The 25,135-nt window shown below is 70.3% G+C and carries 29 protein-coding genes; 17 read left to right on the top strand and 12 right to left on the bottom strand.

Annotation, left to right across the window (positions count from 1 at the left end; genetic code table 11):
• Window positions 1-863, bottom strand: an 863-nt coding sequence (locus VM306_RS09910) for a histidine kinase dimerization/phospho-acceptor domain-containing protein (RefSeq protein WP_325513294.1), incomplete at its 3' end; no start/stop codon positions are given.
• Window positions 863-1,537 (bottom strand): response regulator transcription factor, encoded by a 675-nt coding sequence (locus VM306_RS09915; RefSeq protein WP_325513296.1) that lies wholly within the window; start codon window positions 1,535-1,537, stop codon window positions 863-865. The genes VM306_RS09915 and VM306_RS09910, both read right to left, overlap by 1 nt.
• Window positions 1,538-1,569: 32 nt before the next feature.
• On the opposite strand from VM306_RS09915, the gene hisN reads away from it, so the two are divergent.
• Window positions 1,570-2,349, top strand: coding sequence for a histidinol-phosphatase (gene hisN / locus VM306_RS09920; RefSeq protein ID WP_325513298.1), 780 nt, complete (start codon window positions 1,570-1,572; stop codon window positions 2,347-2,349).
• Here hisN and VM306_RS09925 read toward each other — a convergent pair.
• From VM306_RS09925 to VM306_RS09940, 4 genes are read right to left on the bottom strand one after another with little or no spacing between them, the layout of a single operon-like run.
• A complete protein-coding gene (locus VM306_RS09925; RefSeq protein ID WP_325513300.1) occupies window positions 2,330-2,584 on the bottom strand; it encodes a hypothetical protein in 255 nt (84 codons plus the stop codon). The two genes, hisN and VM306_RS09925, sit on opposite strands and share 20 nt — an antisense overlap.
• On the bottom strand, window positions 2,581-5,154 hold the full coding sequence (locus VM306_RS09930) for a TNT domain-containing protein (protein WP_325513302.1): 2,574 nt from the start codon (window positions 5,152-5,154) through the stop codon (window positions 2,581-2,583). The genes VM306_RS09925 and VM306_RS09930 overlap by 4 nt, the downstream gene beginning before the upstream one ends.
• Before the next feature lies 1 nt (window position 5,155).
• A complete protein-coding gene (locus tag VM306_RS09935) occupies window positions 5,156-5,470 on the bottom strand; it encodes a hypothetical protein (RefSeq protein WP_325513304.1) in 315 nt (104 codons plus the stop codon).
• Entirely contained in the window at window positions 5,467-5,934 is a 468-nt protein-coding gene (locus VM306_RS09940) for a YbaB/EbfC family nucleoid-associated protein (protein ID WP_325513306.1), read from the bottom strand. The genes VM306_RS09935 and VM306_RS09940 overlap by 4 nt, the downstream gene beginning before the upstream one ends.
• Window positions 5,935-6,030: 96 nt before the next feature.
• Between VM306_RS09940 and VM306_RS09945 the strand changes: the two genes are divergently transcribed.
• On the top strand, window positions 6,031-6,468 hold the full coding sequence (locus VM306_RS09945) for a MaoC family dehydratase (RefSeq protein ID WP_325513308.1): 438 nt from the start codon (window positions 6,031-6,033) through the stop codon (window positions 6,466-6,468).
• Window positions 6,469-6,515: 47 nt separating this feature from the next.
• Here the strand turns inward: VM306_RS09945 and VM306_RS09950 are convergent, their stop codons facing one another.
• Genes VM306_RS09950 through VM306_RS09960 form a run of 3 tightly spaced genes read right to left on the bottom strand, consistent with a single transcriptional unit; the run spans window position 6,516 to window position 8,777 of the window.
• A complete protein-coding gene (locus VM306_RS09950; RefSeq protein WP_325513310.1) occupies window positions 6,516-7,445 on the bottom strand; it encodes a hydroxymethylglutaryl-CoA lyase in 930 nt (309 codons plus the stop codon).
• On the bottom strand, window positions 7,445-7,957 hold the full coding sequence (locus VM306_RS09955) for a PH domain-containing protein (protein ID WP_325513312.1): 513 nt from the start codon (window positions 7,955-7,957) through the stop codon (window positions 7,445-7,447). The genes VM306_RS09950 and VM306_RS09955 overlap by 1 nt, the downstream gene beginning before the upstream one ends.
• Window positions 7,958-7,970: 13 nt before the next feature.
• Window positions 7,971-8,777 carry a biotin--[acetyl-CoA-carboxylase] ligase gene (locus tag VM306_RS09960; protein ID WP_325513314.1) on the bottom strand — a complete coding sequence of 269 codons (807 nt, stop codon included), beginning with the start codon at window positions 8,775-8,777 and terminating at the stop codon, window positions 7,971-7,973.
• Between the two features lie 117 nt (window positions 8,778-8,894).
• Between VM306_RS09960 and VM306_RS09965 the strand changes: the two genes are divergently transcribed.
• Together VM306_RS09965 and VM306_RS09970 are read left to right on the top strand one after the other, a co-directional pair.
• Complete coding sequence (locus VM306_RS09965) at window positions 8,895-10,532, top strand: acyl-CoA carboxylase subunit beta (protein WP_325513316.1); 1,638 nt, start codon at window positions 8,895-8,897, stop codon at window positions 10,530-10,532.
• Window positions 10,529-10,756, top strand: coding sequence for an acyl-CoA carboxylase subunit epsilon (locus VM306_RS09970; protein ID WP_325513318.1), 228 nt, complete (start codon window positions 10,529-10,531; stop codon window positions 10,754-10,756). The genes VM306_RS09965 and VM306_RS09970 overlap by 4 nt, the downstream gene beginning before the upstream one ends.
• A gap of 45 nt (window positions 10,757-10,801) precedes the next feature.
• Here the strand turns inward: VM306_RS09970 and VM306_RS09975 are convergent, their stop codons facing one another.
• A complete protein-coding gene (locus VM306_RS09975) occupies window positions 10,802-11,188 on the bottom strand; it encodes a hypothetical protein (protein ID WP_325513320.1) in 387 nt (128 codons plus the stop codon).
• An 86-nt stretch (window positions 11,189-11,274) separates the two neighbouring features.
• Between VM306_RS09975 and VM306_RS09980 the strand changes: the two genes are divergently transcribed.
• From VM306_RS09980 to VM306_RS09990, 3 genes are all read left to right on the top strand, one after another.
• A complete protein-coding gene (locus VM306_RS09980; protein WP_325513423.1) occupies window positions 11,275-12,678 on the top strand; it encodes an MFS transporter in 1,404 nt (467 codons plus the stop codon).
• Window positions 12,638-13,237: a nucleoside triphosphate pyrophosphatase gene (locus VM306_RS09985; RefSeq protein ID WP_325513322.1), complete on the top strand. Its 600-nt coding sequence runs from the start codon at window positions 12,638-12,640 to the stop codon at window positions 13,235-13,237. Before VM306_RS09980 ends, VM306_RS09985 begins: the two co-directional genes overlap by 41 nt.
• 181 nt (window positions 13,238-13,418) lie before the next feature.
• The gene (locus tag VM306_RS09990; protein WP_325513324.1) at window positions 13,419-14,705 is read left to right on the top strand and encodes a dicarboxylate/amino acid:cation symporter; all 1,287 of its coding nucleotides are present in this window, start codon (window positions 13,419-13,421) and stop codon (window positions 14,703-14,705) included.
• An 11-nt stretch (window positions 14,706-14,716) separates the two neighbouring features.
• Here VM306_RS09990 and VM306_RS09995 read toward each other — a convergent pair whose 3' ends face one another.
• A complete protein-coding gene (locus VM306_RS09995; protein ID WP_325513326.1) occupies window positions 14,717-15,343 on the bottom strand; it encodes a hypothetical protein in 627 nt (208 codons plus the stop codon).
• Window positions 15,344-15,501: 158 nt separating this feature from the next.
• Between VM306_RS09995 and VM306_RS10000 the strand changes: the two genes are divergently transcribed.
• From VM306_RS10000 to VM306_RS10035, 8 genes are all read left to right on the top strand, one after another.
• Window positions 15,502-17,277, top strand: coding sequence for an acetyl/propionyl/methylcrotonyl-CoA carboxylase subunit alpha (locus VM306_RS10000; RefSeq protein ID WP_325513328.1), 1,776 nt, complete (start codon window positions 15,502-15,504; stop codon window positions 17,275-17,277).
• Between the two features lie 273 nt (window positions 17,278-17,550).
• The gene (locus VM306_RS10005; RefSeq protein WP_325513330.1) at window positions 17,551-17,937 is read left to right on the top strand and encodes a DUF1707 domain-containing protein; all 387 of its coding nucleotides are present in this window, start codon (window positions 17,551-17,553) and stop codon (window positions 17,935-17,937) included.
• Entirely contained in the window at window positions 17,916-18,713 is a 798-nt protein-coding gene (locus VM306_RS10010) for an HAD-IA family hydrolase (protein WP_325513332.1), read from the top strand. The genes VM306_RS10005 and VM306_RS10010 overlap by 22 nt, the downstream gene beginning before the upstream one ends.
• Window positions 18,714-18,723: 10 nt before the next feature.
• Window positions 18,724-19,290 carry a GNAT family protein gene (locus tag VM306_RS10015; RefSeq protein WP_325513334.1) on the top strand — a complete coding sequence of 189 codons (567 nt, stop codon included), beginning with the start codon at window positions 18,724-18,726 and terminating at the stop codon, window positions 19,288-19,290.
• Window positions 19,291-19,296: 6 nt separating this feature from the next.
• Window positions 19,297-19,881 (top strand): DUF3558 domain-containing protein, encoded by a 585-nt coding sequence (locus tag VM306_RS10020; RefSeq protein ID WP_325513336.1) that lies wholly within the window; start codon window positions 19,297-19,299, stop codon window positions 19,879-19,881.
• A 156-nt stretch (window positions 19,882-20,037) separates the two neighbouring features.
• On the top strand, window positions 20,038-20,343 hold the full coding sequence (locus tag VM306_RS10025) for a transcriptional regulator (protein WP_325513338.1): 306 nt from the start codon (window positions 20,038-20,040) through the stop codon (window positions 20,341-20,343).
• Between the two features lie 2 nt (window positions 20,344-20,345).
• On the top strand, window positions 20,346-21,563 hold the full coding sequence (locus VM306_RS10030; protein ID WP_325513340.1) for a PPE domain-containing protein: 1,218 nt from the start codon (window positions 20,346-20,348) through the stop codon (window positions 21,561-21,563).
• Window positions 21,563-22,369, top strand: coding sequence for an ESX secretion-associated protein EspG (locus VM306_RS10035; protein ID WP_325513342.1), 807 nt, complete (start codon window positions 21,563-21,565; stop codon window positions 22,367-22,369). The genes VM306_RS10030 and VM306_RS10035 overlap by 1 nt, the downstream gene beginning before the upstream one ends.
• 152 nt (window positions 22,370-22,521) lie before the next feature.
• Here VM306_RS10035 and VM306_RS10040 read toward each other — a convergent pair whose 3' ends face one another.
• Complete coding sequence (locus VM306_RS10040) at window positions 22,522-22,971, bottom strand: gamma-glutamylcyclotransferase family protein (RefSeq protein ID WP_325513344.1); 450 nt, start codon at window positions 22,969-22,971, stop codon at window positions 22,522-22,524.
• Window positions 22,972-23,080: 109 nt separating this feature from the next.
• On the opposite strand from VM306_RS10040, the gene VM306_RS10045 reads away from it, so the two are divergent.
• A complete protein-coding gene (locus VM306_RS10045) occupies window positions 23,081-24,484 on the top strand; it encodes an NAD(P)H-quinone dehydrogenase (protein WP_325513346.1) in 1,404 nt (467 codons plus the stop codon).
• A gap of 44 nt (window positions 24,485-24,528) precedes the next feature.
• The gene (locus tag VM306_RS10050) at window positions 24,529-25,110 is read left to right on the top strand and encodes a class F sortase (RefSeq protein WP_325513348.1); all 582 of its coding nucleotides are present in this window, start codon (window positions 24,529-24,531) and stop codon (window positions 25,108-25,110) included.
• The last annotated feature ends 25 nt before the right edge of the window (window positions 25,111-25,135 follow it).

Consider the following 25,135-nt stretch of genomic DNA (forward strand, 5'->3'; position numbering starts at 1 on the left):
ACCTGTTCGCGCCACTCCTCGGCGATGGCGTTCAGCGCGGGCCGCAGCTCCAGCGGCTCGGCGTCGACGGCTCGGGCCGCGCGGGCGGCGGCGAGGAGCTCGTCGAGTACCGCGGCCAGGCGTTCGGCCTGTTCGAGGGCCGCGCGGGCCTCCGCGGCGGTGTCGGGTTCCGGGTGCTCGGCCAGAGCTTCCAGCCGCAACTGGAGGGCCGTCAGGCGGCTGCGGAGCTGGTGGGACACGTCGCCGACCAGTTCGCGTTCGCGCTGGACCAGGCGGGCCAGAGCGGTCGCCGAGGTGTCGAGGGCGTCGGAGACGGCGTCCAGCTCGGAGATGTTGTAGCGCTGCTCGTCCTCGCGGAAGTCGCCGGCGCCCAGCCGGGACGCACGGGCGGCGACGTAGCCGAGGGGACGGGCGAGCGTTTGCGCCGTCACCAGCGCGACGACGGTGCCGGTGCCGACCGAGAGCGCGAGCAGGAGCAGCACCAGGCCTGTCACCTGGGCCTGGGTGGTGTGCATCGGGCCGGATGGGATCTCCAGCCGGACGGTGCCCTGCTGCGCGATCGGCAGCTCGACGGTCAGCGGGTCGGCGCCAGGAGAGGGACCGGTGGTACTGGTGCTGCCGCCGAAGATCACGGTGAGGCGGCCGTCGGTCGGGATGGCGATACTGACGGCCTCGATGTCCAGGGTCTGCCGGTTGGCGAGCTGGTCGTCGAGCCTCGTCGCGATGCTCTGGGCGCGTTCGGCGAGCGCGCCGCGGGCGTTGTCCTCGACGAGCGTCAACGCGGTGTAGCCCAGTGGCAGGCCGAGGACGAAGCCCGTGACGGCGACGGCGAGCAAGATCGCCCGCAGGATCCGGCGGCGCATCAGTCGGCGTTGAAGCGGAAACCGCGGCCGCGGACCGTCGCGATGCGCTTCTCGGCCGAATTCGGTGTGCCGTCACCGAGCTTCCTGCGCAGCCACGACATGTGCATGTCCAGCGTCTTGCTGCCCTTGAGGTCCGGGTCGTTCCAGACCTCGGACAGGATCTCGTCGCGGCTCACGACCTGGCCCGCGCGCTGGATGAGCACCTTGAGGAGCTCGAACTCCTTGTTCGCGAGCTGGATCTCGCCGCCGTCGACCGTGACGCGGCGGGCGGCCAGGTCGACCCGCACGCCGTTGACCTCCAGCGTGCCGGGCGCGCGGCGGCGGAGCAGGGCCCGGATGCGGGCCATCAGCTCGGCGAGCCGGAAGGGCTTCGCCACGTAGTCGTCGGCTCCCGCGTCGAGCCCGACCACGAAGTCGACCTCGTCGGCTCGGGCGGTGAGCATCAGCACCGGGATGCCCCTGCCGTTCTGCCGGAGCCTCCGGCACACCTCCAGTCCGTCCATGCCGGGCAGGCCGAGATCGAGGACCAGGAGGTCGATCCCCCCGACCATCGCGGCTTCGAAGGCACTCGGCCCGTCACTCACTACCTGCACCGAATAGCCCTCCCGCGTCAATGCGCGGGAGAGCGGTTCCGCGATGGCCGGATCGTCCTCGGCCAGCAACACCACGCTCACGGGGCCCAGCGTATTCGTGGAACGATCGCCGCGTGTCACGCCACGATGCTGATCTCGAACTCGCCCTCCGTCTCGCCGACGCCGCCGACGCCATCACCGCGACCCGATTCCGCGCTCATGACCTCGCCGTCGAGAGCAAGCCGGACCGCACGCCCGTCACCGATGCCGACGTGGCGGTGGAGGACGCGATCCGTTCGGTGCTGTCCTCTGAACGCCCGGACGACGTCATCATGGGCGAAGAGCGCGGCGGCACGCTGGACGCTGCACGCGTGTGGGTGCTCGACCCGATCGACGGCACCAAGAACTTCCTGCGCGGTGTACCCGTCTGGGCGACGCTGATCGCCCTCGTCGTCGACGGCGTGCCGGTCGTGGGGGTCGTGTCCGCGCCCGCGCTGGACCGTCGCTGGTGGGCCGCCGCCGGGGGCGGCGCGTACGCGTCCGATGCCGCGGGCGAGCGCGCGATCTCCGTGTCCGGCGTGCGCTCTCTCGAGGACGCGTACGTGTCGACGACCGACATCAAGACGTGGGTGGAGTACCACTCACGCGAGGCGTACCTGCGTCTGGTGGACGCGACCTGGGAGAGCCGCGCGTTCGGCGACTTCTACCAGCACTGCCTGGTCGCCGAGGGCGCCATCGACCTGGCACCGGAGTGCGTGGCGAACCCGTGGGACATCGCCCCGTTCCAGGTGCTGGTGACCGAGGCGGGTGGCCGTTTCACCTCGCTGGACGGCGAGGAGCGCTACGACGGCGGCAGCGTGCTGACGTCGAACGGCCACCTGCACGAGGCAGCGCTCAAGCTGTTGGCACGGTGAGGGTTCCGCGCGCGACCTGGGCCCAGGCGAGCCGGCCGAAGAGGTAGTGGCACGCCACGCCCTCGTCGTCGAACCGGGCCCAGTCGTAGCGGTTGCCCTGCTCCTGCCAGAACACCTCGTGCCCCGTCTCGTCGGTGAGGAGGCACCAGCGGCCCTCCGCCTCCTCACCGATGCTGACGACGTCGTCCGGCACGCCGATCCTGGCCAGCCACTCCGGCAGCGACTCGACGTTCATGCGGTGATCTCCGTGAGGTAGCCGAGCGCGACGAGGTCGGCGACCGGGTAGGTGGTGCGGTAGCGACCACCTCCACCGGGCTGGCCGAACCACGGCGCGCTGATCGTGCGGTGGACGGGCAGGTCCTTGGTGACGCGGTAACGCCGGTAGCCGCTCTCCACCGCCTGCGGCGGCAGCGAGCGCTGGGCGAAGGGCGTGCCGATCGAGCTCAGGACGCGTCCCTCCGGCGTGCCGAACCTGTCGAGCTCGGCGCCCGCTTCGAGGACCTCGGGCTGGCTGTCCTCGTAGCCGCCCTCGCGTTCGACGGGCCAGCGCGGCGTGCCGTCCTCGTGCTGGAACAGGCTCTCCCAGTCGCGTTCGTGCATGCCCGCGAGCGGGTCGTAGCCCTCCAGCAGCTCCTGCACGACCGGGTGATCTCCGCCCAGACCGCCGGACTGCTCCGACGGCCGCGGGTCCGTCGTGTCGACGAGGTCGGCCCTCGGGTGGTCGTTCGGGGCGAACCTCGGCGTGACCTGCTCCTCGGCCTGCGCCGGGGGCGGGAGCTGGCGGGCAGGCCTCGGCGCGAGCCGGGGAGCTTGGCCCGCGGACAGGAAGATGGCCATGAACCAGCTGCCGGCCGCCACCGCCGTGTAGGTGTGGCGGACGACCTCCCCGGCGAGACCGGGGTCGACCAGCGCGAGGTTCTCGCGGTTGTCGAGGCGGTCGGTGAGAGAACCCGAGATCGCGTGACCGCCGAGGTCGACGGTCGCCAGCGGCCCCGACGCACCCGTGTCGACGACGGGCTGGACCGGCGCGCCTCCGGGGGCGGGGGCGTAGGTGTCCCCTTCGCCGAGCTCGGCGTCGTTGAGCAGCGCGTCCTTGGCCGGGTCCTTGACGAGGGCTTCCTTGCCGACCGGCGCCTGGTGTCCCTGACCTGCCGCCTGGGTGCCACCGGTCTGGCCGGAAGCCTGGTTCTGGGCGGAGACCTGGCTGCCGGACTGACCCGGCTGCACTCCCGCCGCCTGCCCGGCCGACGACACCGCACCCGGCGCGCCCGCCTTGCCGGCAGCGACCTGCCCGGCGGACTTGGCCTCACCGGCCTTGCCTTCACCGGCCTTCACCTCACCGGCCTTGGCCTCACCGGCCTTGACCTCGGCGGCTTTCGCGTCCGCGGCCTTGGCGGCCTGCTGGGCGGCCTGTCCCTGCTGAGCGGCCTGGCCGGGCGCCTGAGCACCACTCTGCTGAGCGACAGCGGCACCGACCTGGGCGGGAACCGCGGCCGGAGCACCACCGGTGACACCGCCAACGGCACCGACAGCCCCACCGACCGGTCCGCCGGCGGGAGCACTGCCCATCGCCGGTCCGGCAGGAGCAGCAGGCGCGGCGGGTGCGGCCTGAGCAGCAGCCGCAGGCGCACCGTGCACCTCTCCCCCGCGCACCAGCGGCTGATCGAGCACCGCGGCGGCCGAGGCCTGGGTCGTGCCCTCGGCGATCGGCCCGAGATGCCCCTGAACGCTGGGGATGACTTCCGCCACCGGAGCGGTGACGTGCCCGACGGCCTGGGCAACGCCCGGCGGCACCTGCGGCCCACCGTCGCCGCGACCAGGCCCGGGTCCCTGCCCGTGACCCTGTCCCGGCCCCTGCCCAGGCCCGTCACCACGACCATGCCCGTCACCGGGCCCGTCGAACACCGGAGCCGTGGCCTCCCGGCCACCGGGCACCGCGTCGACCACCGGCTGGACAACGGCGGCGGCGGGCGCCGTGACAGGCGCCGCGGCATCGAGAACAGGAGCGACGGCATCCGTCACCACGCCGACGACGGGCGCGACCGGAGCCGTGACGGCACCGAGAACAGGAGCCACCGGAGCGGTGACCGCGCCGACGACGGGGGCGACCCCCTCGGTCACCGGGGCGACCACGGCGGCAACGGGTTCGACGACGGGCGCGACGACCTGGGCCACCGGCGCCACAACGCCACCGACGACGTCCGTGACGGGCGACAACAACCCGCCCAGACCACCACCGCCCGCACCGCCGGGCCCGTGGGCGCCGGGCGCGGTGTTGACGGGCTGCGAGCCGTGCGTCATGTCCACACCGCTGTCGATGCGGATCGCCGAGGACAGCGTGTTCTGCAGGTTCGCGACGTTGGCCGCGGCACCCTTCGTCAACGTGTCGAGGCCCAGCAAAGCGTTGGGGTTGCCGGCCTTCGCGGAGGTGTTCGCGGCATCGGTGTTCTTGGCCAGCGTCACCAGCTCGCGGACGATCTCGACCTTCGCGGCACCGACCTGCTTGGCGGCGTGGTCCAACCGGTCAGCGGCGGCATGGCACCCACGAGCCGCACGCTGCAACTCGCCATCAGGCGCGACAACCTTCGCCCACCGCCCACGAGCGGCGTCACCGGTAGCGCCCTTGACCCCGTCGAGCGCACGGCCGGCGGCACCGTCGGACGACGTGCCCAGCCCTTTGATCTTGTCGCCGGCCTCGCGCCAGGCGGCAGCGCTGGACCGCATGGCGTCCTCGTCGGCCTTGGGCCACGTGACGCCGGCCTTGGCCGCGACGGCGGCGAGTTCGGCGGGAAGCTCGATGCCCATGTCAGCCTTCCAGCCTTCTCATCGCCGAGGCGTTGCTCTGCTCGACGTGCCGGTACGTCTCCGCGGTGGCGGCGAGCTTGTCCCCGACGTCACCCAACGTCGTGGCAAGTGCCGCCAACGCCCCGGCCGCATCGCCGGAAGGCTTCTCGTGCGAAGCGGCGAAGCTCTGCCCGACAGCGTCATCACCCCAGCAGGCACCGAACGCGGCCAGCGCCCGCTCGAGCGACCCCTTGATCTCGGTGGCCTGCCCGGCAAAGCCCTTCAACTCGCGCGCCCCGGCGTCCAACCGCTCGAGGTCGGCCTCATACCCGGTCATCGCACCCTCCTGTCGATGAGCTCGGAGTCGAGCCAGCTCTCCCGCTGCTCGTTGTCCTCGTCGTCGTCAACGCGACGACGAGCAGGCTGCTGAGCCGGCTGGGGCTCGTACTCGTCGGGCTTCAGGTCAGCAGTACCGGCCACCACCGCCGCAGGATCGGTAGCGGCAGGCAACACGGCACTCAACGTCCGATAGGTGTCCTCGGCAGCAAGAGCACCAGCCGCCTCGACAGTCCGCACGATCAACTCGGCCAGCTGCTCAGGACGATGCCGCCGGTAAGCGAGCTCAGAGAGCTCGAGCGCGACCAGCTTCCCACCGCCCCCGACAACAGCGGTGACGGTCCCGTCCGGACTGGAAGCCCGCCCGGACACAGCAGCGAGCTCCCGCTGAACCGACACCAACTGCTCGCGGCTGCGCCGGTAGTCGGCAAGCAGCTCCTCGACCTGCGCACGGTGGTCGTCCACCGAGTCCCCCTAACACGCATAGCCCGGGCCTCGGGCTCTAGGACGCCGTTGCCCGTAGATCGGTTCCAGCAGGATTCAGTTACTAGGATCCACCGCATGATCGCCTTCGAGGATCTACCAGCAGGCCGAATCATCCCGCTGGGCGAGGTGGTAGTCGACCGGGAGGACATGCTGGACTTCGCGAAGAAGTTCGACCCCCAGCCCTTCCACCTGGACGAGGAGGCGGGCAGGAACTCGATTTTCGGCGGTTTGTCCGCGTCGGGCTGGTACACGGCCTCCCTCTGGATGCGCCGCTGGGTGGACGAGGTCCTGGCGGACTCCACCTCCCAGGGCTCACCGGGAGGCCGGGAACTCTCCTGGCTGGCCCCGGTCTACGCAGGCGACAGGCTGACCTTCGAAGCAGAGGTGCTGAGCGCCCGCCTGTCGAAGAAGCGCCCAGAACTGGGCCTGGTGGAGTTCGAGGGAAGAGCGAAACGAGGCGACACCGTGGTCTACCGCTTCATAGCGACAGGCATGTTCACGACACGAGGCTGACGCGAGCCTTCGGAGCGCAACTCCAGCGGTCGGTCTCCAGGGGAACGCTACTTGCTCAACGCCTGAACAACCCGAGAAGGCGAAGGCCGCCCCAACCGCTCAGCCATCCACACGGAAGCAGACACGAGCAGGTCAAGATCAACCCCAGTCTCGACCCCCAACCCGTCCAGCATCCAAACAAGATCCTCAGTAGCGAGATTGCCAGTAGCGGACTCCGCATAGGGGCACCCACCAAGCCCACCGGCAGAAGAGTCCACAGTGGTGACCCCACACCGCAAAGCCGCCAGGGTGTTGGACAAAGCCTGCCCGTACGTGTCATGAAAATGCACAGCCAACGAGGAAACGTCCCGAAAGCCGCCCACCAAGGCCTCAACCTGCCCAGGCGTGGCAACACCAATGGTGTCGCCAAGAGAAACCTGCGAACAGCCCATCTCGAGCAACCGCTCCCCCACGGCCACGACCTGAGACGGCGAAACGGGCCCTTCCCAAGGATCCCCGAAACACATGGACACGTACCCGCGCACGGACAACCCGGCCTCAAGAGCCCGAGCGACGGTAGGAGCGAACATCTCGAACTGGGACTCCAACGTCCGATTCAGGTTCCGGGAAGCAAAAGTCTCAGTGGCGGAAGCAAAGATCGCGATGTGCGAAACCCCGGCCTCGAGCGCCCGGTCCAACCCGCGCTCGTTGGGCACCAGCACGGGATAGACGACCCCAGGCCGCCGCTCGAGCCCAGCCAGCAGCTCAGCGGCATCAGCCAACTGAGGCACCCACTTGGGATGCACGAACGACGTGGCCTCCAAAACGGACAGCCCCGCGTCAGCCAGCCGAGACAGGAACTCCAGCTTCACAGAGACCGGCACCACGACGGACTCGTTCTGCAACCCGTCCCGAGCCCCGACCTCCCAGATCGTCACCCGCGACGGCAACGACCCGGACGGAACGACATCAGGCAGCCCGACCGAACGCGCACCCATCAGGCACCCTGCGGGTGGAAGTCGTCGGAGGGGTTGTCATTGACCTCTCGGTACAACATCGTGTGCACCTTCTCCACGGACGGGACGTCGTCGACCACGAGCCGCTCGTTCGACGCGGACTCGATGGTGAGGGTGCCGCAGCCCAGCACCCTGTCCATCAAAGAGTGCTCGAACAGCACGCTGTTGACACGCGACAAAGGTATGTCGAGGCCTGTGCGCTTGAACACGCCCTCGCGGTACATCACCCGCTCCGACGTGATGGTGAAGTGCGTGGTGCGCCACCGGGCCAACGGCGCGACGGTGAGCCACAAGATCAGCACGACCCCGATGACCGCCAGTGCGATCAGCGCGGCGGAGGCCCACGACTGGTCCGCGACGAGCCCCGCCAGGTAGGTGCCGAGCGCCACCACCACCAGCAGCCAGAACACCGGGAAGAACAGCATCTTCCAGTGGGGGTGCTTGTGGATCACGACGTGCTCGCCCGAGCTCAGCAGGTCGTCGGGATAGGCCATGGGCCAACCCTAATCACGCCTGGCGCAAATGCACCACGTCACCAGCGGACACGCCGTGCTCCACGCCGTCGGCGCCGCGCACCACCAGTGTCCCATCGGCCTCGACGCGCTGCGCCACCCCTTCCAGCTGGGCACCACCCGAGAGTTCCACGCGCACACGCGAACCGACGGTCGCCGAGTGCTCCAGGTACTCCTCCAGCAGGCCGGACTCGACGGCGTCGCCGCCGTTCTTGCGCCACACGCCCTCCAGCCCTGCCAGCTCGACCAGCAGCCGGAACGCGAGCTCCTCGCGGTCCAGCTCGGACGCGCCCGCGTCCTCCAGCGACGTCGGCGCGAGACCGCCCGGCGCCGGTTGGACGTCCGCCGGCAGCTTCGCCACGTTCAGGCCGATCCCCACCACGACGTCACCGGAAGCGGTGATCTCGGCCAGGATCCCGGCGCCCTTGCCGGCACCGGCGCCGAGCAGCAGGTCGTTGGGCCACTTCAACGACGCCTCGACACCGGCGGAGTGGGCGACGCGCACCAGCGCCAGCCCGGCGATGAGGTTGAGCCACGGCAACCGGGCGGGTGACACCCCGGCGGGACGGAACAGCACGCTCACGTAGAGCCCACCGACCGGCGACGACCAGCCGCGACCGCGACGGCCCTGCCCCGCGGTCTGCTCCAGCGCGATCAGCACGGTGCGGTCGGCGGCACCGGTGGCCGCGGCGAGGTCCGCGTTCGTGGACGGCGTGGACTCCACGACGTCGAGAGCGGCGTACGGACCGTTGGGGGCGACGAGCCGGGAGCGCAGCGCGTCGGCGTCGAGTGCGGTAGCCATCGCGCCAGGTTAGGGGAACCGAAGAGGGTACGTGCGATCGAAGACCACCAACAGGTCGCCGTGACCTGGACAACTGCACGGAGCAGTTCAGCAATGGTCTCGTTAGGCTGCGAGCCCATGAGCAGTGCGACCGAGCCGATCGGGAACGTCCCCGCGGACGCCCCGGACGTCCACACCACCGCGGGCAAGCTCGTTGACCTCTACCGGCGCAACGACGAGGCGGTTCACGCCGGGTCGGAACGCGCTGTCGAGAAGCAGCACGCGAAGGGCAAGAAGACCGCCCGCGAGCGCATCGACCTCCTGCTCGACCCCGGCTCGTTCGTCGAGCTGGACGAGCTGGCGCGGCACCGCTCGACGAACTTCGGCCAGGAGCGCAACCGCCCGTACGGCGACGGCGTGGTGACCGGGTACGGCACCGTCGACGGCCGTCCGGTGTGCGTGTTCTCGCAGGACGTCACGGTCTTCGGCGGCTCGCTCGGCGAGGTCTACGGCGAGAAGATCGTCAAGGTCATGGACATGGCCATCAAGACCGGCCGCCCGATCATCGGCATCAACGAGGGCGGCGGCGCGCGCATCCAGGAGGGCGTCGTCTCGCTCGGCCTCTACGGCGAGATCTTCTCCCGCAACGTCAAGGCCTCCGGCGTGATCCCGCAGATCTCGCTGATCATGGGCTCCAACGCGGGCGGGCACGTCTACTCCCCCGCGCTGACCGACTTCGTCGTGATGGTCGACCAGACCTCCCACATGTTCATCACCGGCCCCGACGTGATCAAGACCGTCACCGGCGAGGACGTGACGTTCGAGGAGCTCGGTGGCGGTCGCACGCACAACACCAAGTCCGGCGTCGCGCACTACCTCGGCGACGACGAGGAAGACGCGATCGCGTACGTCAAGGAGCTGCTGAGCTACCTCCCGTCGAACAACCTCTCCGACGCCCCCGCGTTCGAGGGCACGCTCGCCGGGGGCTCGATCTCCGACACGATCACCGACTCCGACCGCGAGCTCGACACGCTGATCCCGGACTCCGCGAACCAGCCGTACGACATGCACGAGGTCATCAACCGCGTGCTCGACGACGGCGACTTCCTGGAGGTCCACCCGCTGTTCGCGCCGAACATCCTCGTCGGCTTCGGCCGCGTGGACGGCCAGAGCGTCGGCGTCGTCGCGAACCAGCCCACGCAGTTCGCCGGCTGCCTCGACATCGACGCCTCCGAGAAGGCGGCGCGGTTCGTGCGGACCTGCGACGCGTTCAACATCCCGGTGCTGACCTTCGTGGACGTGCCCGGCTTCCTGCCCGGCACCGACCAGGAGTGGAACGGCATCATCCGCCGCGGCGCCAAGCTGATCTACGCCTACGCCGAGGCCACGGTCCCCCTCGTCACCGTCATCACCCGCAAGGCGTACGGCGGCGCGTACGACGTGATGGGCTCCAAGCACCTCGGCGCCGACATCAACCTCGCGTGGCCGACCGCGCAGATCGCCGTGATGGGCGCTTCGGGCGCGGCGAACATCGTGCACCGCAAGACGCTCGCGGCCGCCGCGCAGAACGGTGAGGACGTCGACGCCCTGCGCGCGCAGCTGCAGCAGGAGTACGAGGACACGCTGTGCAACCCGTACGTCGCCGCTGAGCGCGGGTACGTCGACTCGGTGATCCCGCCGTCGTACACCCGCGGGTACGTGGCGCGGGCGTTGTCGATGCTCCGGGACAAGCGCGAGACGCTGCCGCCCAAGAAGCACGGGAACATCCCGCTGTGACCGCGCCCGAGGAGGACAAGCCGCTCCTGCAGGTCGTCAAGGGCACGCCGGACGACTACGAGCTGGCGGCGCTGACCGCGGTCGTCGCCGGGCTGGCGTCGGCCTCGCAGCCCGCCGAGGACAAGCCCGCGCGACGCTCGGAGTGGGCGAACCACGCCCGCCGGACGCGCAGGCCGCTCCAGCACGGGCCGGGCGCGTGGCGCGCCTCCGGTTTCCCGAGCTAGGAAGCACGGCCTCTCGCACTCAGCGAGAGGCCGTCTTCGACGCCATCAGCACTCCACCCGGCGACTGGTCACGTTGAGACCGACGGCGACCTCGCGGCAGCGGGTCTCGCCGTCGACCTCCAGCTTGAGGGTCCAAAAAGCGCTGCCGTAGGCGGTGGTCCGCCGCAGCACCTGCACGTCCTCGTGGTCGATCGGCAGGTTGGAGCGCACCGCGGGCACGACCTGGGTGAGGAGTGCGTTCTCCGCCCGATCGGCGGTGTCGGCGAACGGCCAGATGGGCACCCCGTAGCCGATCGGGTCACTCGCGAGCACGCTTCCAACGCCCCACGATCCAATGAGACCGCCGAGCACGACGAGCAGTGCCGCGATCCGTCTGCGCTTGCCTTCGCGATCGGAGCCGCGTTCGGTGAGGACAAGCACCCAGCGCTTCACTTGAACGAGAGTGCCGACCGGAGAGGTGATCGCGCATCAGTAGTACTACTCGGACGGACCGCGAGAACTGGCGGACCGTTTACGCGCTGTGCATCGGCTTCTTCATGACGCTGCTGGACACGACCATCGTCAACGTCGCGCTGCCGTCGATGATCACCGATCTGAACGCCTCGCTGAACGACGTCATCTGGGTCGTCAGCGCCTACCTGCTCGCGTTCGCGGTGCCGTTGCTGCTGACCGGACGGCTCGGCGACCGGTACGGGCCGAAGCGGCTCTACGGCATCGGGCTCGTGCTGTTCCTCCTCGCGTCGCTGGCCTGCGGTCTGTCGGCCAGCGCGGAGGCGCTGATCGCGGCCCGCGTCTTCCAGGGCCTGGGCGCCGCGGCCATGACGCCGCAGACGATGGCGTTCATCACCCGCCTGTTCCCGCCGGCCAAGCGGGGCGCCGCGCTGGGCATGTGGGGGTCGGTCGCCGGGCTCGCGACGGTCTCCGGTCCGCTGCTCGGCGGGGTGCTGGTCACGCACCTGGGCTGGGAGTGGATCTTCTTCGTGAACCTCCCGATCGGCGTGCTCGCGCTGACGCTGCTGTTCCTGTGGGTCCCCGACCTGCGGCCGAACCGCGCGCCGAGGTTCGACGTGCTCGGCGTCGTGCTGTGCTGCCTGGGCCTCGGGCTGCTCGTGTTCGGCATCCAGAACGGCGAGCACTACCACTGGGGCCGGGTGGCGGGGCCGATCACGGTCGGCGAGATCATCGCGGCCGGGGTGCTGTTCCTCGTGCTGTTCCTGCTCTGGCAGGCCTCCGCGCGCAACCCCGAGCCGCTGATGCCGTTGCGGATCTTCCGCAACCGCAACTTCTCCCTCGGCAACGTCGCGAACATGTCCATCGGCATCACGGTGACCGGTGTGTTCGTGCCGCTGGCGCTGTTCCTGCAGACCGTGCCGAAGCTGTCGCCGCTGATGACGGGCCTGGTCACGGCACCGGCGTCGCTGATGTCCGGGGTCGTGGCGATCTTCGCGGGGCGGCTGTCGAACCGGGCGGACGCCAAGTTCCTGCCGATCACCGGCTTCGTCCTGATGGCGGCGGGCATCCTCGCGATGACGTTCCTGCTCGGCGACGGGTCGCAGTGGGTGCTGCTGCCGTCGATGGTCGCCCTGGGCATCGGCATGGGGCTCGTGTTCTCGCCGCTGACGAACATCTCGACGCGATCGCTCGACCGGTCGCTGCTGGGCGCGGGGTCCGGCATCTACAACACCTCGCGCCAGTTCGGGAACGTGCTGGGCAGCGCGGCCACGGGAGCCGTGCTGCAGATCGTGCTGGCGTCGACGGGGGACTTCACCTCGGCCGTGCGGGCGGCGTTCTACCTGCTGCTCGCGGTGCTGGTGGTCGGCTTCGCCGCCGCGCTCGCCTTTCGCCAGGTCGCCGCTCCGGGCGGCGTGAAAGACTCCGAGCGTGCGTCTGATCCTGGCCTCCCAGTCTCCCGCCCGTCTTAGCGTCCTGCGCGCCGCGGGCATCGAGCCCGTCGTCCGCGTCTCCGGTGTCGACGAGGACGCGCTCGTCGCGTCGCTCGAGAACCCCACGCCGGAGGAGACCGTCGTCGCGCTGTCGGCGGCCAAGGCGGAGGCGGTCGAGCACGACGACGAGTGCGTCGTCATCGGCTGCGACTCGATGCTGCTGTTCGAGGGCGAGCTCGTGGGCAAGCCCGGCACGGCCGAGGTCGCGCGGGAGCGGTGGCGCAGGGTCGCGGGCAAGAGCGGCGTGCTGATCACCGGCCACACCGTGCTGAAGGTGTCCGGCGGGATCGTCGTGGACCGCGCGTCGGCCGCCGAGTCGACGACCGTGCGGTTCGGCACGCCGTCGGACGAGGAGCTGGAGGCCTACATCGCGACCGGTGAGCCGCTGCACGTCGCCGGCGGCTTCACGATCGACGGCCGCGGCGGCTGGTTCATCGACGGCATCGACGGCGACCACACCTCCGTCATCGGCATCAGCCTGCCCCTCACCCGCCGGCTGCTCGGCCAGGTGGGTGTCGTGGTGTCCACACTCTGGTAGACGCTGGTCACAGTTCGCCTGATCAGGGAAGACTGCTCTCACCGCGAGCGTTGGGGGCTAGTGGTGAACGAGTACTTGACGCGTCGCAGGCACATCGACCTGGCACGCAGGACGAGCACGGGCTGTCGGAGCTAACCGCTCCGCCGGCCCCTTCCGCTCACCCCTGTGCAGGAGATCCCCTGTGTCCATCGTCCAGACGTACCGCAAGCCGAAGGTCTTCGGCTTCACAGTTCTCGGCGCGCTCGTCCTCGGCGCGCTCGCCGGCTGGCTCGGCAAGGGCACGTGGCTCGCGCCCGTGCTCGCCAAGATCGGTTCCACGTTCACGGCGCTGCTGCAGCTCACCGTGATCCCGCTGGTGTTCACGGCCATCGTCGTGGGCATCGCGTCGCTGCGGAACCTCGGCGGCGGCCGCACCGCCGCCCGGCTCGGCGGCAAGACGTTCCTGTGGTTCGCCATCACGTCGTTCATCGCGGTGCTGATCGGCATCGCGGTCGCCTCGGTCTTCCGGCTCGGCCAGGGCGTGCGGATCGAGCCCGCCGCCGGTGCCGTCGACAAGCTCGCCAAGCGCGCGTCCGGCTCGTGGCAGGCACTGCTCGACAACCTGGTGCCCACCAACATCTTCAGCGCCTTCACCGAGGGCGACGTGCTGCAGGTCGTGTTCATCGCCGTGCTGGTCGGCTTCGCCGCCTACGCGCTGGGTGACAAGGCCGCGCCCTTCACGAACCTGGTCCGGTCGTTCTTCGACATCATCCAGAAGGTCGTCGGCTGGATCATCCTGCTCGCGCCGATCGGCATCTTCGGCCTCATCGGCAACGCGGTGGCGTCCTACGGCAACTCGTTCGTGAAGCCGCTGTTCTCGCTGATCCTCGCCGTGTACCTCGGCGCGGCGCTGGTGCTGTTCGTCGTCTACCCGGTCCTGCTGAGGTTCGTCGGCAAGACCTCGCCGGTCGAGTTCTTCCGCAAGGCGGGCACCGCGCTGCAGTTCGCGTTCGTGTCCCGCTCGTCCGGTGCCACGCTCCCGTTGTCCCGCAAGGCCGCCACCGACCTCGGCGTCCCGCAGGAGTACGCGAACTTCGCCGTGCCGCTGGGCACGACGACCAAGATGGACGGCTGCGCCGCGGTCTACCCGGCCATCGCGACGATCTTCATCGCGAACCTGTTCGGCATCCAGCTCTCGGTGTGGCAGTACGTCGGCATCGTGCTCGTCGCGGTGTTCGGCGCTCTCGCCACCGCCGGGACGACCGGCTGGTACACGATGCTCACGCTGACCCTGAGCGTCGTCGGCCTGCCGCCGGCCGTGATCGCGACCGGTGTGGCCGTGGTCTACGCGATCGACCCGATCCTCGACATGATGCGCACCGCGACGAACGTGGCGGGCCAGATCACCATCCCCGTGCTGGTGGCGCGCAGCGAGAACCTGATCGAGGAGCCCGCCGCTCCCGCCGAGAAGGACCTCGTGAACGCCTGACCCGTGTCGCGCTAATCGGCACAGGGGCGCAGCTGCGACAACGTCGGCACCGGTGCGGGCCAGCCAGGGAGCTGGTCCCGCGCCGGTGCCGCCGTCGTGCACCCGAGGTCCGGCCCCGCGATCGAGAACACCTGCACGAACGCGTTGACGCACTGGCCGTCGCACGCGAGCTGGACGGCGACGACGTCCGCCGTGCCGTCGGAGTCGACGTCGTGCAGCCCGAGGAACCCGCCGGTGGACAGGTACGCCTGCGCGCGCGACCACGTGCCGTCCTTGCGGACCAGCACCTCGCCGAGCAGGTCGGTGCCGCGGGCGCCGTGCACGAGGCAGACGCTGACCGCCGCGTCCACGCACTGCAGCGACCTGTCGTCCACCACGGCGCCGGACTCGGCGACGGTCATCTCGAAGACGAACGGGCCGGACTCACCGCTGATCCTGATCCGGCCGCCGCCCGTCCCGCCGAGCAGCTCGACGAGGTCGCGCCCCACCGACTTGCCGATGACGACCTGGCAGACGGTGGTGCCGCAGCGCATCGCGGGATCGGTTCCGCGTTGACCTGAATCGGTGCTGTCCGGCCGCTGGAAATAGGCGAACACCAGCCCCGCGACGACCACCACGGCGGCGACGACGGCAACCACCTGCGCAGATCTGGACCCACCCACAACGCAGATTCTGACCGATGCCCGCGCGGTTGTGGTGAAGTGAGCCGTCTCTCCCTCTCCGGGTACACCGATTTCCGTAGACTGCGGCACCAGCCAGAGCCGTAATTACCGGTCCCAGCAGGAGGTACGACGCCGTGTCGCTGCGCAAGGTCCTCATCGCCAACCGCGGTGAGATCGCCGTCCGGGTCATCCGCGCCTGCCGCGACGCCGGTCTGACGAGCGTCGCCGTCTACGCCGACCCCGACCGCGACGCGCCGTTCGTCCGGCTCGCGGACGAGGCGTTCGCGCTCGGCGGCAGCACCCCCGGCGAGACCTACCTGTCGATCGAGAAGGTCCTGAACGCCGCCGCCCAGTCCGGCGCCGACTCCGTGCACCCCGGCTACGGCTTCCTGTCCGAGAACGCCGAGTTCGCGCAGGCCGTGATCGACGCGGGCCTGGTGTGGATCGGCCCGACCCCGCAGGCGATCCGCGACCTCGGCGACAAGGTGACCGCGCGGCACATCGCGATGCGCGCGGGCGCGCCGCTGGTGCCCGGCACCAAGGACCCGGTGAACGGCCCGGACGAGATCATCGCGTTCGCTTCCGAGCACGGGCTCCCGGTCGCGATCAAGGCGGCGTTCGGCGGCGGCGGCCGCGGCCTGAAGGTCGCGCGCACGCTGGAGGAGATCCCCGAGCTGTTCGACTCGGCGGTCCGCGAGGCCGTCACGGCGTTCGGCCGCGGCGAGTGCTTCGTCGAGCGCTACCTGGACAAGCCGCGCCACGTCGAGGCACAGGTCCTCGCCGACACCCACGGCAACGTGATCGTCGTCGGCACCCGCGACTGCTCCCTGCAGCGCCGCCACCAGAAGCTGGTCGAGGAGGCGCCCGCGCCGTTCCTGACCGACGAGCAGCGCGCCACGATCCACTCCTCGGCCCGCGCGATCTGCCTGGAGGCGGGCTACCACGGCGCCGGCACCGTCGAGTACCTCGTCGGCCTCGACGGGTCGATCTCGTTCCTGGAGGTCAACACCCGCCTGCAGGTCGAACACCCGGTGTCGGAGGAGACCACGGGCCTCGACCTGGTGCGCGAGCAGTTCCGCATCGCCGCGGGCGAGAAGCTGCGGTTCACCGAGGACCCGACGCCCCGAGCGCACTCGATCGAGTTCCGCATCAACGGCGAGGACGCCGGCCGCGGCTTCCTGCCCGCACCGGGCACCGTGACGTCGTTCGTCGCGCCGTCCGGCCCCGGCGTCCGCGTGGACGCGGGCGTCGAGTCGGGCTCGGTGATCGGCGGGCAGTTCGACTCGCTGCTGGCCAAGCTGATCGTCACCGGCGAGACCCGCGAGGAGGCGCTGGCCCGCGCCCGCCGCGCGCTGGACGAGATGGTCGTCGAGGGCATGGCGACCGTGCTGCCGTTCCACCGCGTGATCGTGCGGGACGCGGCGTTCACGGCCGAGAAGCCCGAGGGCTTCACCGTGCACACGCGGTGGATCGAGACGGAGTTCGACAACCGCATCGAGCCGTTCACCGGCGGCGCCGGCTCGGCCGAGGACGAGACGCCGCGCCAGACCGTCGTGGTCGAGGTGGGCGGACGCCGGCTGGAGGTGTCGCTGCCGGGTGATCTCGCCGTCGGTGCGGCGCGTCCGGCTGCTTCGGCTTCGGCTTCGAAGAAGCCCAAGGCGAAGCGCGGGGGTGGCGGGTCCGCGGCGGTGTCCGGTGACGCGGTGGCGGCGCCGATGCAGGGCACAATCGTGAAGGTGGCCGTCGAGGACGGGCAGACCGTCGAGGCCGGTGACCTGATCGTGGTGCTGGAGGCCATGAAGATGGAGAACCCGGTTACCGCGCACAAGGCGGGCACCGTGACGGGTCTGGCGGCCTCGCCCGGTGACCCGATCACCCAGGGCACCGTGATCTGCGAGCTGAAGGACTGACCCGAGCCCGAGCGTTCGAGCAGGTCGAGGGCCGCTGTGGGCACCGCTGTACAGATGTGGTGCTCACGCGGCAGGGGTGGGTTGCGGTCAAGACCGTGCTCAGCCTGCGTCGGCGCGTCCGCCGCAGGCTCGCGCAAGGGTCCCCCTCGCCGGTGGATCCCCCGCGACCCAACCTAGCCGCGGGGTCTGACACTCCCGGCGGGCCGAGGTGGTCGCACCGCGTTCTGCGGGCGGCGGGGCCGTCCCGGCGGGGCGCTCACCTACGATTGAGCCGTGAGCGACCCCTCGAGGGACATCCGCGTCGGTGACGCCGAACGCCAGCAGGCGTTGGAGGTGCTCGGTGAGCACATGAGCGCGGGCCGCATCGACATCGAGGAGTACGGCGAGCGGTCCGCGAAGATCACGACCGCCAAGACCCGCGGCGAGCTGATGACGTTGTTCTACGACCTGCCCGACCCGCGGCCGCAGTTCGCCACGCCGATGACGTTGTTCCCCGAGCCGTCCCGCGCGCCTGCCCGGCGGTGGGAGGGCGCGGTCATCCCCGTGGTGGGGGTGGCCGTGGTGATCGCGTTCTTCGTGCTGGTGAAGAACCCGCTCATCTTCCTGCTCATCCCCGCCGTGGCGCTGCTGTGGGGCCATTGGAACGGACGCCGGCGCTGAAACCGTTGTTGTTGCTCGATCTCGACGGTGTGCTGCGCTCCTACGCGCCGACGCCACCGCGGATCGCCGAGGTCGCCTTCGAGCCGTCGCTGCTGCACCGCGCCGTCACCGGCCGCATCACCGACGAGCAGTGGCACGACGCGATCGCTCAGGTTGTGCCGCGCGAGGAGGTCGACGCGTGGGCGGTCACGGGTTCGGTGATCCCCGAGGCGCTGGCGTTGGTGCGGACCGCGCGACGGCAGTGCTTCGTCGCGTTGCTGTCCAACGCGACCACCCGTCTCGAAGCCGACCTGGAACTGCTCGGCCTGGACGCCGAGTTCGACGCGGTCTTCAACTCGGCCAGGATGGGCCTCGCGAAGCCGGACCCCGCCATCTACCGCCGGGTGCTCGACGAGCTGGGCTACCCGACCGGCGTGTTCTGCGACGACTCGGCGGAGAACGCGGCGGCCGCGCGCGAGGCGGGCCTGGACGGCGTGCACGTGCCGGACACGGCGGCGTTGCGGAAGGCGCTGGCCGTGCGAGGACTGATCCCCGCGACCGTGCTGCTGATCCTCCCCGACCGCGACGAAGCCGAGGAGCTGGCCGCGTCGATGCTCGAGGACGGCTGGGGGCCGTGTGCGGTGCACCGCGACATGCTGGCCGGTGAGGACGACGCCGAGGACGTGGACTGGGTGATCGAGCTGACCACGGCCCCTGACGGCGCGCCCGCGTCCGCGCACCGCGACGAGCTCGACGATCTGGCAGATCGGCACGAGGGCTTCACCGCCGAAAGCTAGCCTTCTGCGCGTGGAGCCAGTCGAGATCAACGCGGGTGAGTACTACCTGCGCGCCTTCCGCAACGACGACCGCGTCAACGACGTGCCGGCGCTCGTCGAGATCTACGCGGACCCGGAGACCAAGCGGTACATGACCCGCCTGAGCATCGTCAACGCCCCTTCCGCCGAGATGTTCATCCTGCTGATGAGCAACGGATGGGAGAAGGACTACCGCTGGTCGTGGGCCGTGTGCGACGCGGTCACCGCGGACCTGGTGGCGGGTGTCGTGCTCCACAACATCGACCGCAGGCTCGGGTCCGCGGAGGTGACCTGCTGGACCCATCCCGCGCACCGCGGCAAGGGCGTGCTGCCGAGGGCGCTCAACGCGGTGGTCGGCTGGGCGTTCGGCGCGAAGGACATGCACCGGATCGTCTACAAGCACGCGGTGGCCAACGCGTCGTCGCAGCGGGTCGCGGAGAAGTGCGGGTTCACCCTGGAGGGTCGTCTTCGCGACGAGGAGATCATCGATGACCAGCGCGTCGACCAGTTGTCGTGGTCACGACTGTCGACGGACCCGGTGCCCGAGCAGCTACCGTGACCGGCCATGCGGACCCCGGCGCTCCTGATCGTCGCGGTGGCCCTGGCCGGTTGCACGGCAGCGCCTCGGCAGAGCTCGCTGACCACCCCGCCGCCACCCCCTCCGCCGACGACCACGTCGGTCGAGCGGATGGACTTCCCGCAGCGGCCGCGTGAGGTGCCGCTCGACGCGGTGGAACCGTGCGCGGTCCTGTCGCCGGACCAGCTCATGTCGCTGAGCCTCGACAACCCGCCCAGCGCGTACGTCGAGACGAGCTTCGGCGGGGCCAAGGCGTGCACGATCCGGAGCACCATGAGCGGAAATGTGGCGAGGATCGCACTCGTGCTCGTCTCGGGGGCCGACGTGTGGCTCTCGGAGAACGCCCAGGTGGATTTCACGGTCGGCTCGATCGAGGGATTCGCGGCGATCACTGTCCGCACACCCGACGTGCACGACGTCTGCAATGTGGAAATAGACGTTGCCAATGGGCAGTTCGTCGACGTCATGTTCCGCGACGGGGGCAATTCCACTGCCGTGCAACAAGATCATCTTTGCCTCGGGGCCCAGCGGGTGGCCGAGGCCGTGATGGCCAGTTTGCTCCAGAAGCGCTGACCCACACGGGCGGATGTCACTGATCGCACTCCACAGCGTTACCTCGGGTGGATAGAGTGACGTCGCGCTTGTACGCACGATCGCCGGAGGTTCACGATGCCGCCAGGAGGACGCAGCGGGGCTGACGCCTCGCCACCCGTCCAGCATCAGCTGAACGTGGAACCGGAGGCCATTCCCGCGTTGCGCAACACGTTCTCAGCCGCGCTGACCAAGCTCGACAAGCAGATCGAGATGGCCATCACCGAGTTCCGCGTCCGTCCGTGGGCCGGTGACCCGGTGAGCCAGGAGGCCGCCGAGAAGTTCAACGACCGCTCGATCGCGGACGGCGACTCGGCGCTGCAGGCGTTGCTGAACTACCAGCGGCAGCTCAAGACCGCGATGGACAACCTGAACCAGATCGAGCGCCAGTACCAGGTGGTCGAGGGCGACAACACCGGCATGATGAACAAGAGCGGGTGCTGAGCATGGCAGACCACCGCTGGCAGGGTTACAGCCACAAGGAGCTGTACGACCGCATCCACGCGGGTCCGGGCCCCTCGGCGTCGTTCGCGTCGATGGAGCGCTGGCAGGGCGTGTCCGCCGCGCTGACCGAGATCAACGACGACCTGCACAGCGGCATCACGCTGTCCGGCGCCAAGTGGTCCGGCAAGGCCGCGGACATGGCCCAGTCGGGCCTCAACCCGATCGCCGCGTGGGCGGACGGCGCGCGCACCGGTGCGGACGTGATGCGCTACTCGGCCGAACTGCAGGCCGGCTACGTCTCGAAGGCCCGTGCGGACATGCCGGCCCCCGTCAACGTGACCGCGGAGCAGCCGGGTGCCCTGGTCAGCGGCCTCACCCACCTCTTCGGCGGCCAGACCGACCACGAGAAGCAGGAGGCGGCCCAGGACGCCGCCGAGCGCCGCGCCCGTGAGGTCATGACCACCTACGCGTCGTCCACGACGGCGAACACCTCGACGCTGGGCCAGTTCAGCCAGCCGCCGCAGCTGCAGATCAGCGGCACCGGTGTCACGCACGGCGGTGGCGCGCACATCGGCACGGCCGGTGTCTGGGGCGTCGGCCCGCACGGCTCGAACGGCGGCGTCACGCGGGGCCGCACCGGTTCGGGCGGCTCGCGCGGGACGACCACGACGCCGCCGCGCGGCACCACGTCCTCTTCTTCGCCGTCTTCCTCTCCCGGCTCCACGACGCGCAGCTCCAGCACGTCGGTGCCCGTCACGTCCTCGAAGCACTTCTCGACCACGGTCCCGACGACCGGTGCCGGTGCGGGCTCCGGTGGCACGGGCGCCGCGGGCATCGCCGTGCCCGGTCAGCGCTCCGGCAGGCCGGGCTCGCGGGGTGATGCGGACTCCGGGAAGCAGATGGAGGACGGCGCGACCATGACGTCCGGTGCCGCGATGGGCACGGTCATGAACCAGGGCCACACCGCGAGCGTCGCCAACGGCGCCGGGTCCGCCATGGGCCCGATGGGCACGGTCGGCTCGCAGAACAACGACCAGGTCCACCGCAGGTCCGTGCCGATGCCGCAGTCGTTCGACCCCTTCGGCGGCATGGGGCCGCGCAAGGGCGAGGACGAGGAGGACCTGGAGCACAAGGCCGCCGACTACCTGCGCGAACGTGACGACATCTACGGCGTGGGCAGCTACTCGCTGCCCGTGATCGGGGAGAGCACGACCGACTGATGACCCTGTTCGGCTTGGACGTCGGGATGAGCGACACGCGCGACCCGGTGATCATCTCCACGCTGGAGTTCGACGTCCTCTGGGAGCACCTGGGCCTGGAGACGATGCCACTCGTGCTGAAGGTCCCCTCGCCGGGCAAGACCCGCGAGGAGCGCCGCGGCGTCGAGGACCAGGTCTGGCGTCAGCTGGGCGCGCGGGGCCTCGGCGGCCCGCGCTCCCTGGACCCGACGCTGGAAGACCTGCTGCACGTGCTGAACCGGCCGCAGCAGGAGGTCGACGCCCGCATGTGGCTGAACGAGCGCAGCGTCCGCGTCCTGGCCGCGGGCAAGGGCCAGGCAGGGGTGCTGGCCGTCATGGACAACGGACAGCTGGTCCTGCGCCCCGCCGAGGCCGACGGCCTGCCGCGCGAGGCCCTGACCGCCCTGCCCACCGCCCCGGCGGGTGAGGGCCATTCGATCACCCTGCCCTCGGCCGACCTGGACGCAGCAGCCGCCTCAGCCACCTCCCCCGAGGAACTGGAGGAGGCCCTGCGGGGCCACCTGCGCGCCGACGACGCCCACACGCTGGCCGAGATGGTCCGCGACGCCTCGAACCGGGGCCAGTTCGGCGCGGCGGCACGCGACAAGTGGGGCAAGCGGGTGCGCCCGGACCGGGTGGTGGCGTTCTACGACACGCCCAAGGGCCGCTACCTGCAGATGAGGCGCGCCGCGGAGGGGCAGCCGCCGTGGTCGACCATCACGCCGGTCGACTACCGCCGCATGCACCACCACCTGGTGGAGCTGCTGGCGGAGGCCGCGGGTTCCTGACCGGGCTCCGGCCAGGCATTCCCGAGCGCCGTCGAACGGCGCAACGGCACGGCTCCGAACCGGGACGACTGCGGTCCGGCCCGCACTTCAGGCCCAGCCCGGACCGCTCGACCCCGGCCCGGGCCCCGATCACCTCACCCGACCGGCACGGATCACGGCCCGATGCCCTGGCACGGGCGCGTCCGCAGGTCGTTCACGTAGTCGGCGGGCGCCCCCGCCGCCTCGGCCGCATCGGCGACCACGCCGATGTACCGGGCGGACGGCAGGCCGCCCTCGTAGGCGTCCAGCACGTACAGCCACGCCACCACGGACCCCTCGAGGGTCTGCACGCGCAGCCGGATCTTCTTGTAGAGGCCGAGCGCGCCCTCCCAGCGGTCCAGCCGCGACTCGTCGCGGGGTGAGACGTCGTAGAGCACGCAGAACGTCTGCTGGTCGGGCTCCTCGACGATGGTCGCGAGGGCGCCTTCCCAGCCGAGGTCCTCGCCACCGAACGTCAGACGCCAACCGACGAGCCAGCCGGTCCCCGCGAGCGGGGAGTACGGGGCTCGCTCCATCATCTGGTTCGGATCCATGTTCGACCCGTACGCGGCATAGAGCGGCACGTCCGACAGCGTAGCGACACGACGATCAGCTTTCGGTACTGACGACACGCTCGATTCGGGCAACACGTACGGTTGTGCCGACCAGCAAGCGCGCAGAAGGGAACTGATCGTGACCCGCATCGTCATCATGGGCGGCGGACCCGCAGGTTACGAGGCAGCCCTGGTCGCGGCGCAGCACGGCGCCGACGTGACCGTGGTGGAGAGCGACGGCGCCGGTGGCGCGTGCGTGTTGTACGACTGCGTGCCGTCGAAGACCTTCATCGCGTCGGCGGGGGCTCGCAGCTCCTTCCGCAACGCCGGTGAGCTGGGCATTCAGACCAACAACGAGCACGCGGCCGTCGACCTGCCGGTCGTCCACGGCCGGGTGAAGGGTCTCGCCCTGGCCCAGTCCGCCGACGTGCGGGCGCGGCTGCAGCGCGAGGGCGTCCGGCTGATCAACGGGCGGGCGAAGTTCGTGGACGAGGGCCGCGGGCTCGCGCAGCACCAGGTCGTCGCCATCGGCGCGGACGGCACCGAGGAGATCCTCAACGCCGATGTGGTGCTCATCGCAACGGGCGCCACGCCGCGCGTGTTGCAGGGCGCGGAGCCGGACGGCAAGCGCGTCCTCACGTGGCGGCAGATCTACGACCTGCCCGACCTGCCGGAACACCTCGCGGTCATCGGCTCCGGCGTCACGGGTGTCGAGTTCGCCAGCGCCTACACCGAGATGGGCGTGAAGGTGACGATGGTCTCCAGCCGGGACCGGGTGCTCCCCCACGAGGACGCCGACGCGGCCGCGGTGCTCGAGGACGTGTTCGCCGAGCGCGGCACGGCCGTCGTCAAGCACGCCCGCGCGGACAAGGTCGAGAACACCGGCGACGGCGTGCTGATCCACCTGGAAGACGGTCGCACGATCGAGGCATCGCACGCCCTGATGACCGTCGGCTCGGTGCCCAACACGACCGACATCGGTCTCGACAAGATCGGCATCGAGCTCGGGCGCGGCGGCTACATCCCCGTCGACCGGGTGAGCCGGACCAACGTCAGCGGCGTCTACGCGGCCGGCGACTGCACCGGTGTGCTGCTGCTCGCCTCCGTCGCCGCCATGCAGGGCCGCATCGCGATGTGGCACGCGCTGGGCGAGGGCGTCAGCCCGATCAAGCTCAAGACCGTCGCCGCGAACGTCTTCACCAACCCCGAGATCGCGAGCGTCGGCATCAGCCAGCAGGCGATCGACTCGGGCGAGGTCCCGGCGCGCACGATCATGCTGCCGCTCGCCACGAACCCCCGCGCCAAGATGGAGGGTCTGCGCCGCGGCTTCGTGAAGCTGTTCTGCCGCCCGGCCACCGGCGTGGTCATCGGCGGTGTCGTCGTCGCCCCGAACGCGAGCGAGCTCATCCTGCCGATCGCGCTGGCCGTGCAGAACCAGCTCACGGTCGAGCACCTCGCCACGACGTTCTCGGTGTACCCGTCGCTCTCGGGCTCCATCACCGAGGCCGGCCGCCAGCTGATGCGGCACGACGATCTCGACTAGGTGACGCACGGCAACCGTGCCCCGGACACAGATGTGTCCGGGGCATGCGTTCGTTCTGGGGACTTCTTCTCGCGCTGGCGGTGCTGACGGGGTGCGCCACAGCACCCGACGTCGTGCTGCCCACCGCGCCGGCACCGGCGAGCACCACCCCGGTTTCCGGCGCGGGCAGGGCGATGCCGCCTTCGGAACCGACCGAGGTGCGCATCCCGGAGATCGGCGCGACGTCGTCGCTCGTCCCGCTGGGGCTCAACGCCGACGAGACGGTCGAGGTGCCGCCGGTCAGCCTGCCGATGCAGGCCGGGTGGTACGAGCTCGCCCGCACGCCAGGTGAGGCAGGCCCCGCCGTGCTGCTGGGCCACGTCGACGGCGACGAGAAGCCGGGGATCTTCTTCCGGCTCAGCGACCTCGTCGCGGGCGACGAGGTCGAAGTGTCCAGAAAGGACGGAACAACGGCCCGGTTCCGCGTGCGCGGGACCGAGCAGGTCGCCAAGGACAGCTTCCCCACCGAAGCCGTCTACGGCGACACGGAGGAGCCCGAGCTGCGGCTGATCACCTGCGGGGGCGGCTTCGACGAGAAGGCCCGCAGCTACCGGGACAACATCATCGTCTACGCGACGCTGATCTGAGATCCGCGAGTCCGAACAGGTAACT

Source organism: Lentzea sp., from assembly GCF_035525475.1.
In the GTDB taxonomy this organism is placed as follows: Bacteria; Actinomycetota; Actinomycetes; order Mycobacteriales; family Pseudonocardiaceae; genus Lentzea.

What these genes read in the sequence shown, in the direction of transcription:
- VM306_RS09965 (WP_325513316.1), top strand. Translation starts at nt 8,895, where the DNA reads ATGAGCAGTGCGACCGAGCCGATCGGGAACGTCCCCGCGGACGCCCCG.
- VM306_RS09955 (WP_325513312.1), bottom strand. Translation starts at nt 7,957, where the DNA reads ATGGCCTATCCCGACGACCTGCTGAGCTCGGGCGAGCACGTCGTGATC.
- VM306_RS10035 (WP_325513342.1), top strand. Translation starts at nt 21,563, where the DNA reads ATGACCCTGTTCGGCTTGGACGTCGGGATGAGCGACACGCGCGACCCG.
- VM306_RS09930 (WP_325513302.1), bottom strand. Translation starts at nt 5,154, where the DNA reads ATGGGCATCGAGCTTCCCGCCGAACTCGCCGCCGTCGCGGCCAAGGCC.
- VM306_RS09945 (WP_325513308.1), top strand. Translation starts at nt 6,031, where the DNA reads ATGATCGCCTTCGAGGATCTACCAGCAGGCCGAATCATCCCGCTGGGC.
- VM306_RS09960 (WP_325513314.1), bottom strand. Translation starts at nt 8,777, where the DNA reads ATGGCTACCGCACTCGACGCCGACGCGCTGCGCTCCCGGCTCGTCGCC.
- VM306_RS10050 (WP_325513348.1), top strand. Translation starts at nt 24,529, where the DNA reads ATGCGTTCGTTCTGGGGACTTCTTCTCGCGCTGGCGGTGCTGACGGGG.
- VM306_RS09925 (WP_325513300.1), bottom strand. Translation starts at nt 2,584, where the DNA reads ATGAACGTCGAGTCGCTGCCGGAGTGGCTGGCCAGGATCGGCGTGCCG.
- VM306_RS09950 (WP_325513310.1), bottom strand. Translation starts at nt 7,445, where the DNA reads ATGGGTGCGCGTTCGGTCGGGCTGCCTGATGTCGTTCCGTCCGGGTCG.
- VM306_RS10020 (WP_325513336.1), top strand. Translation starts at nt 19,297, where the DNA reads ATGCGGACCCCGGCGCTCCTGATCGTCGCGGTGGCCCTGGCCGGTTGC.
- VM306_RS10030 (WP_325513340.1), top strand. Translation starts at nt 20,346, where the DNA reads ATGGCAGACCACCGCTGGCAGGGTTACAGCCACAAGGAGCTGTACGAC.
- VM306_RS09935 (WP_325513304.1), bottom strand. Translation starts at nt 5,470, where the DNA reads ATGACCGGGTATGAGGCCGACCTCGAGCGGTTGGACGCCGGGGCGCGC.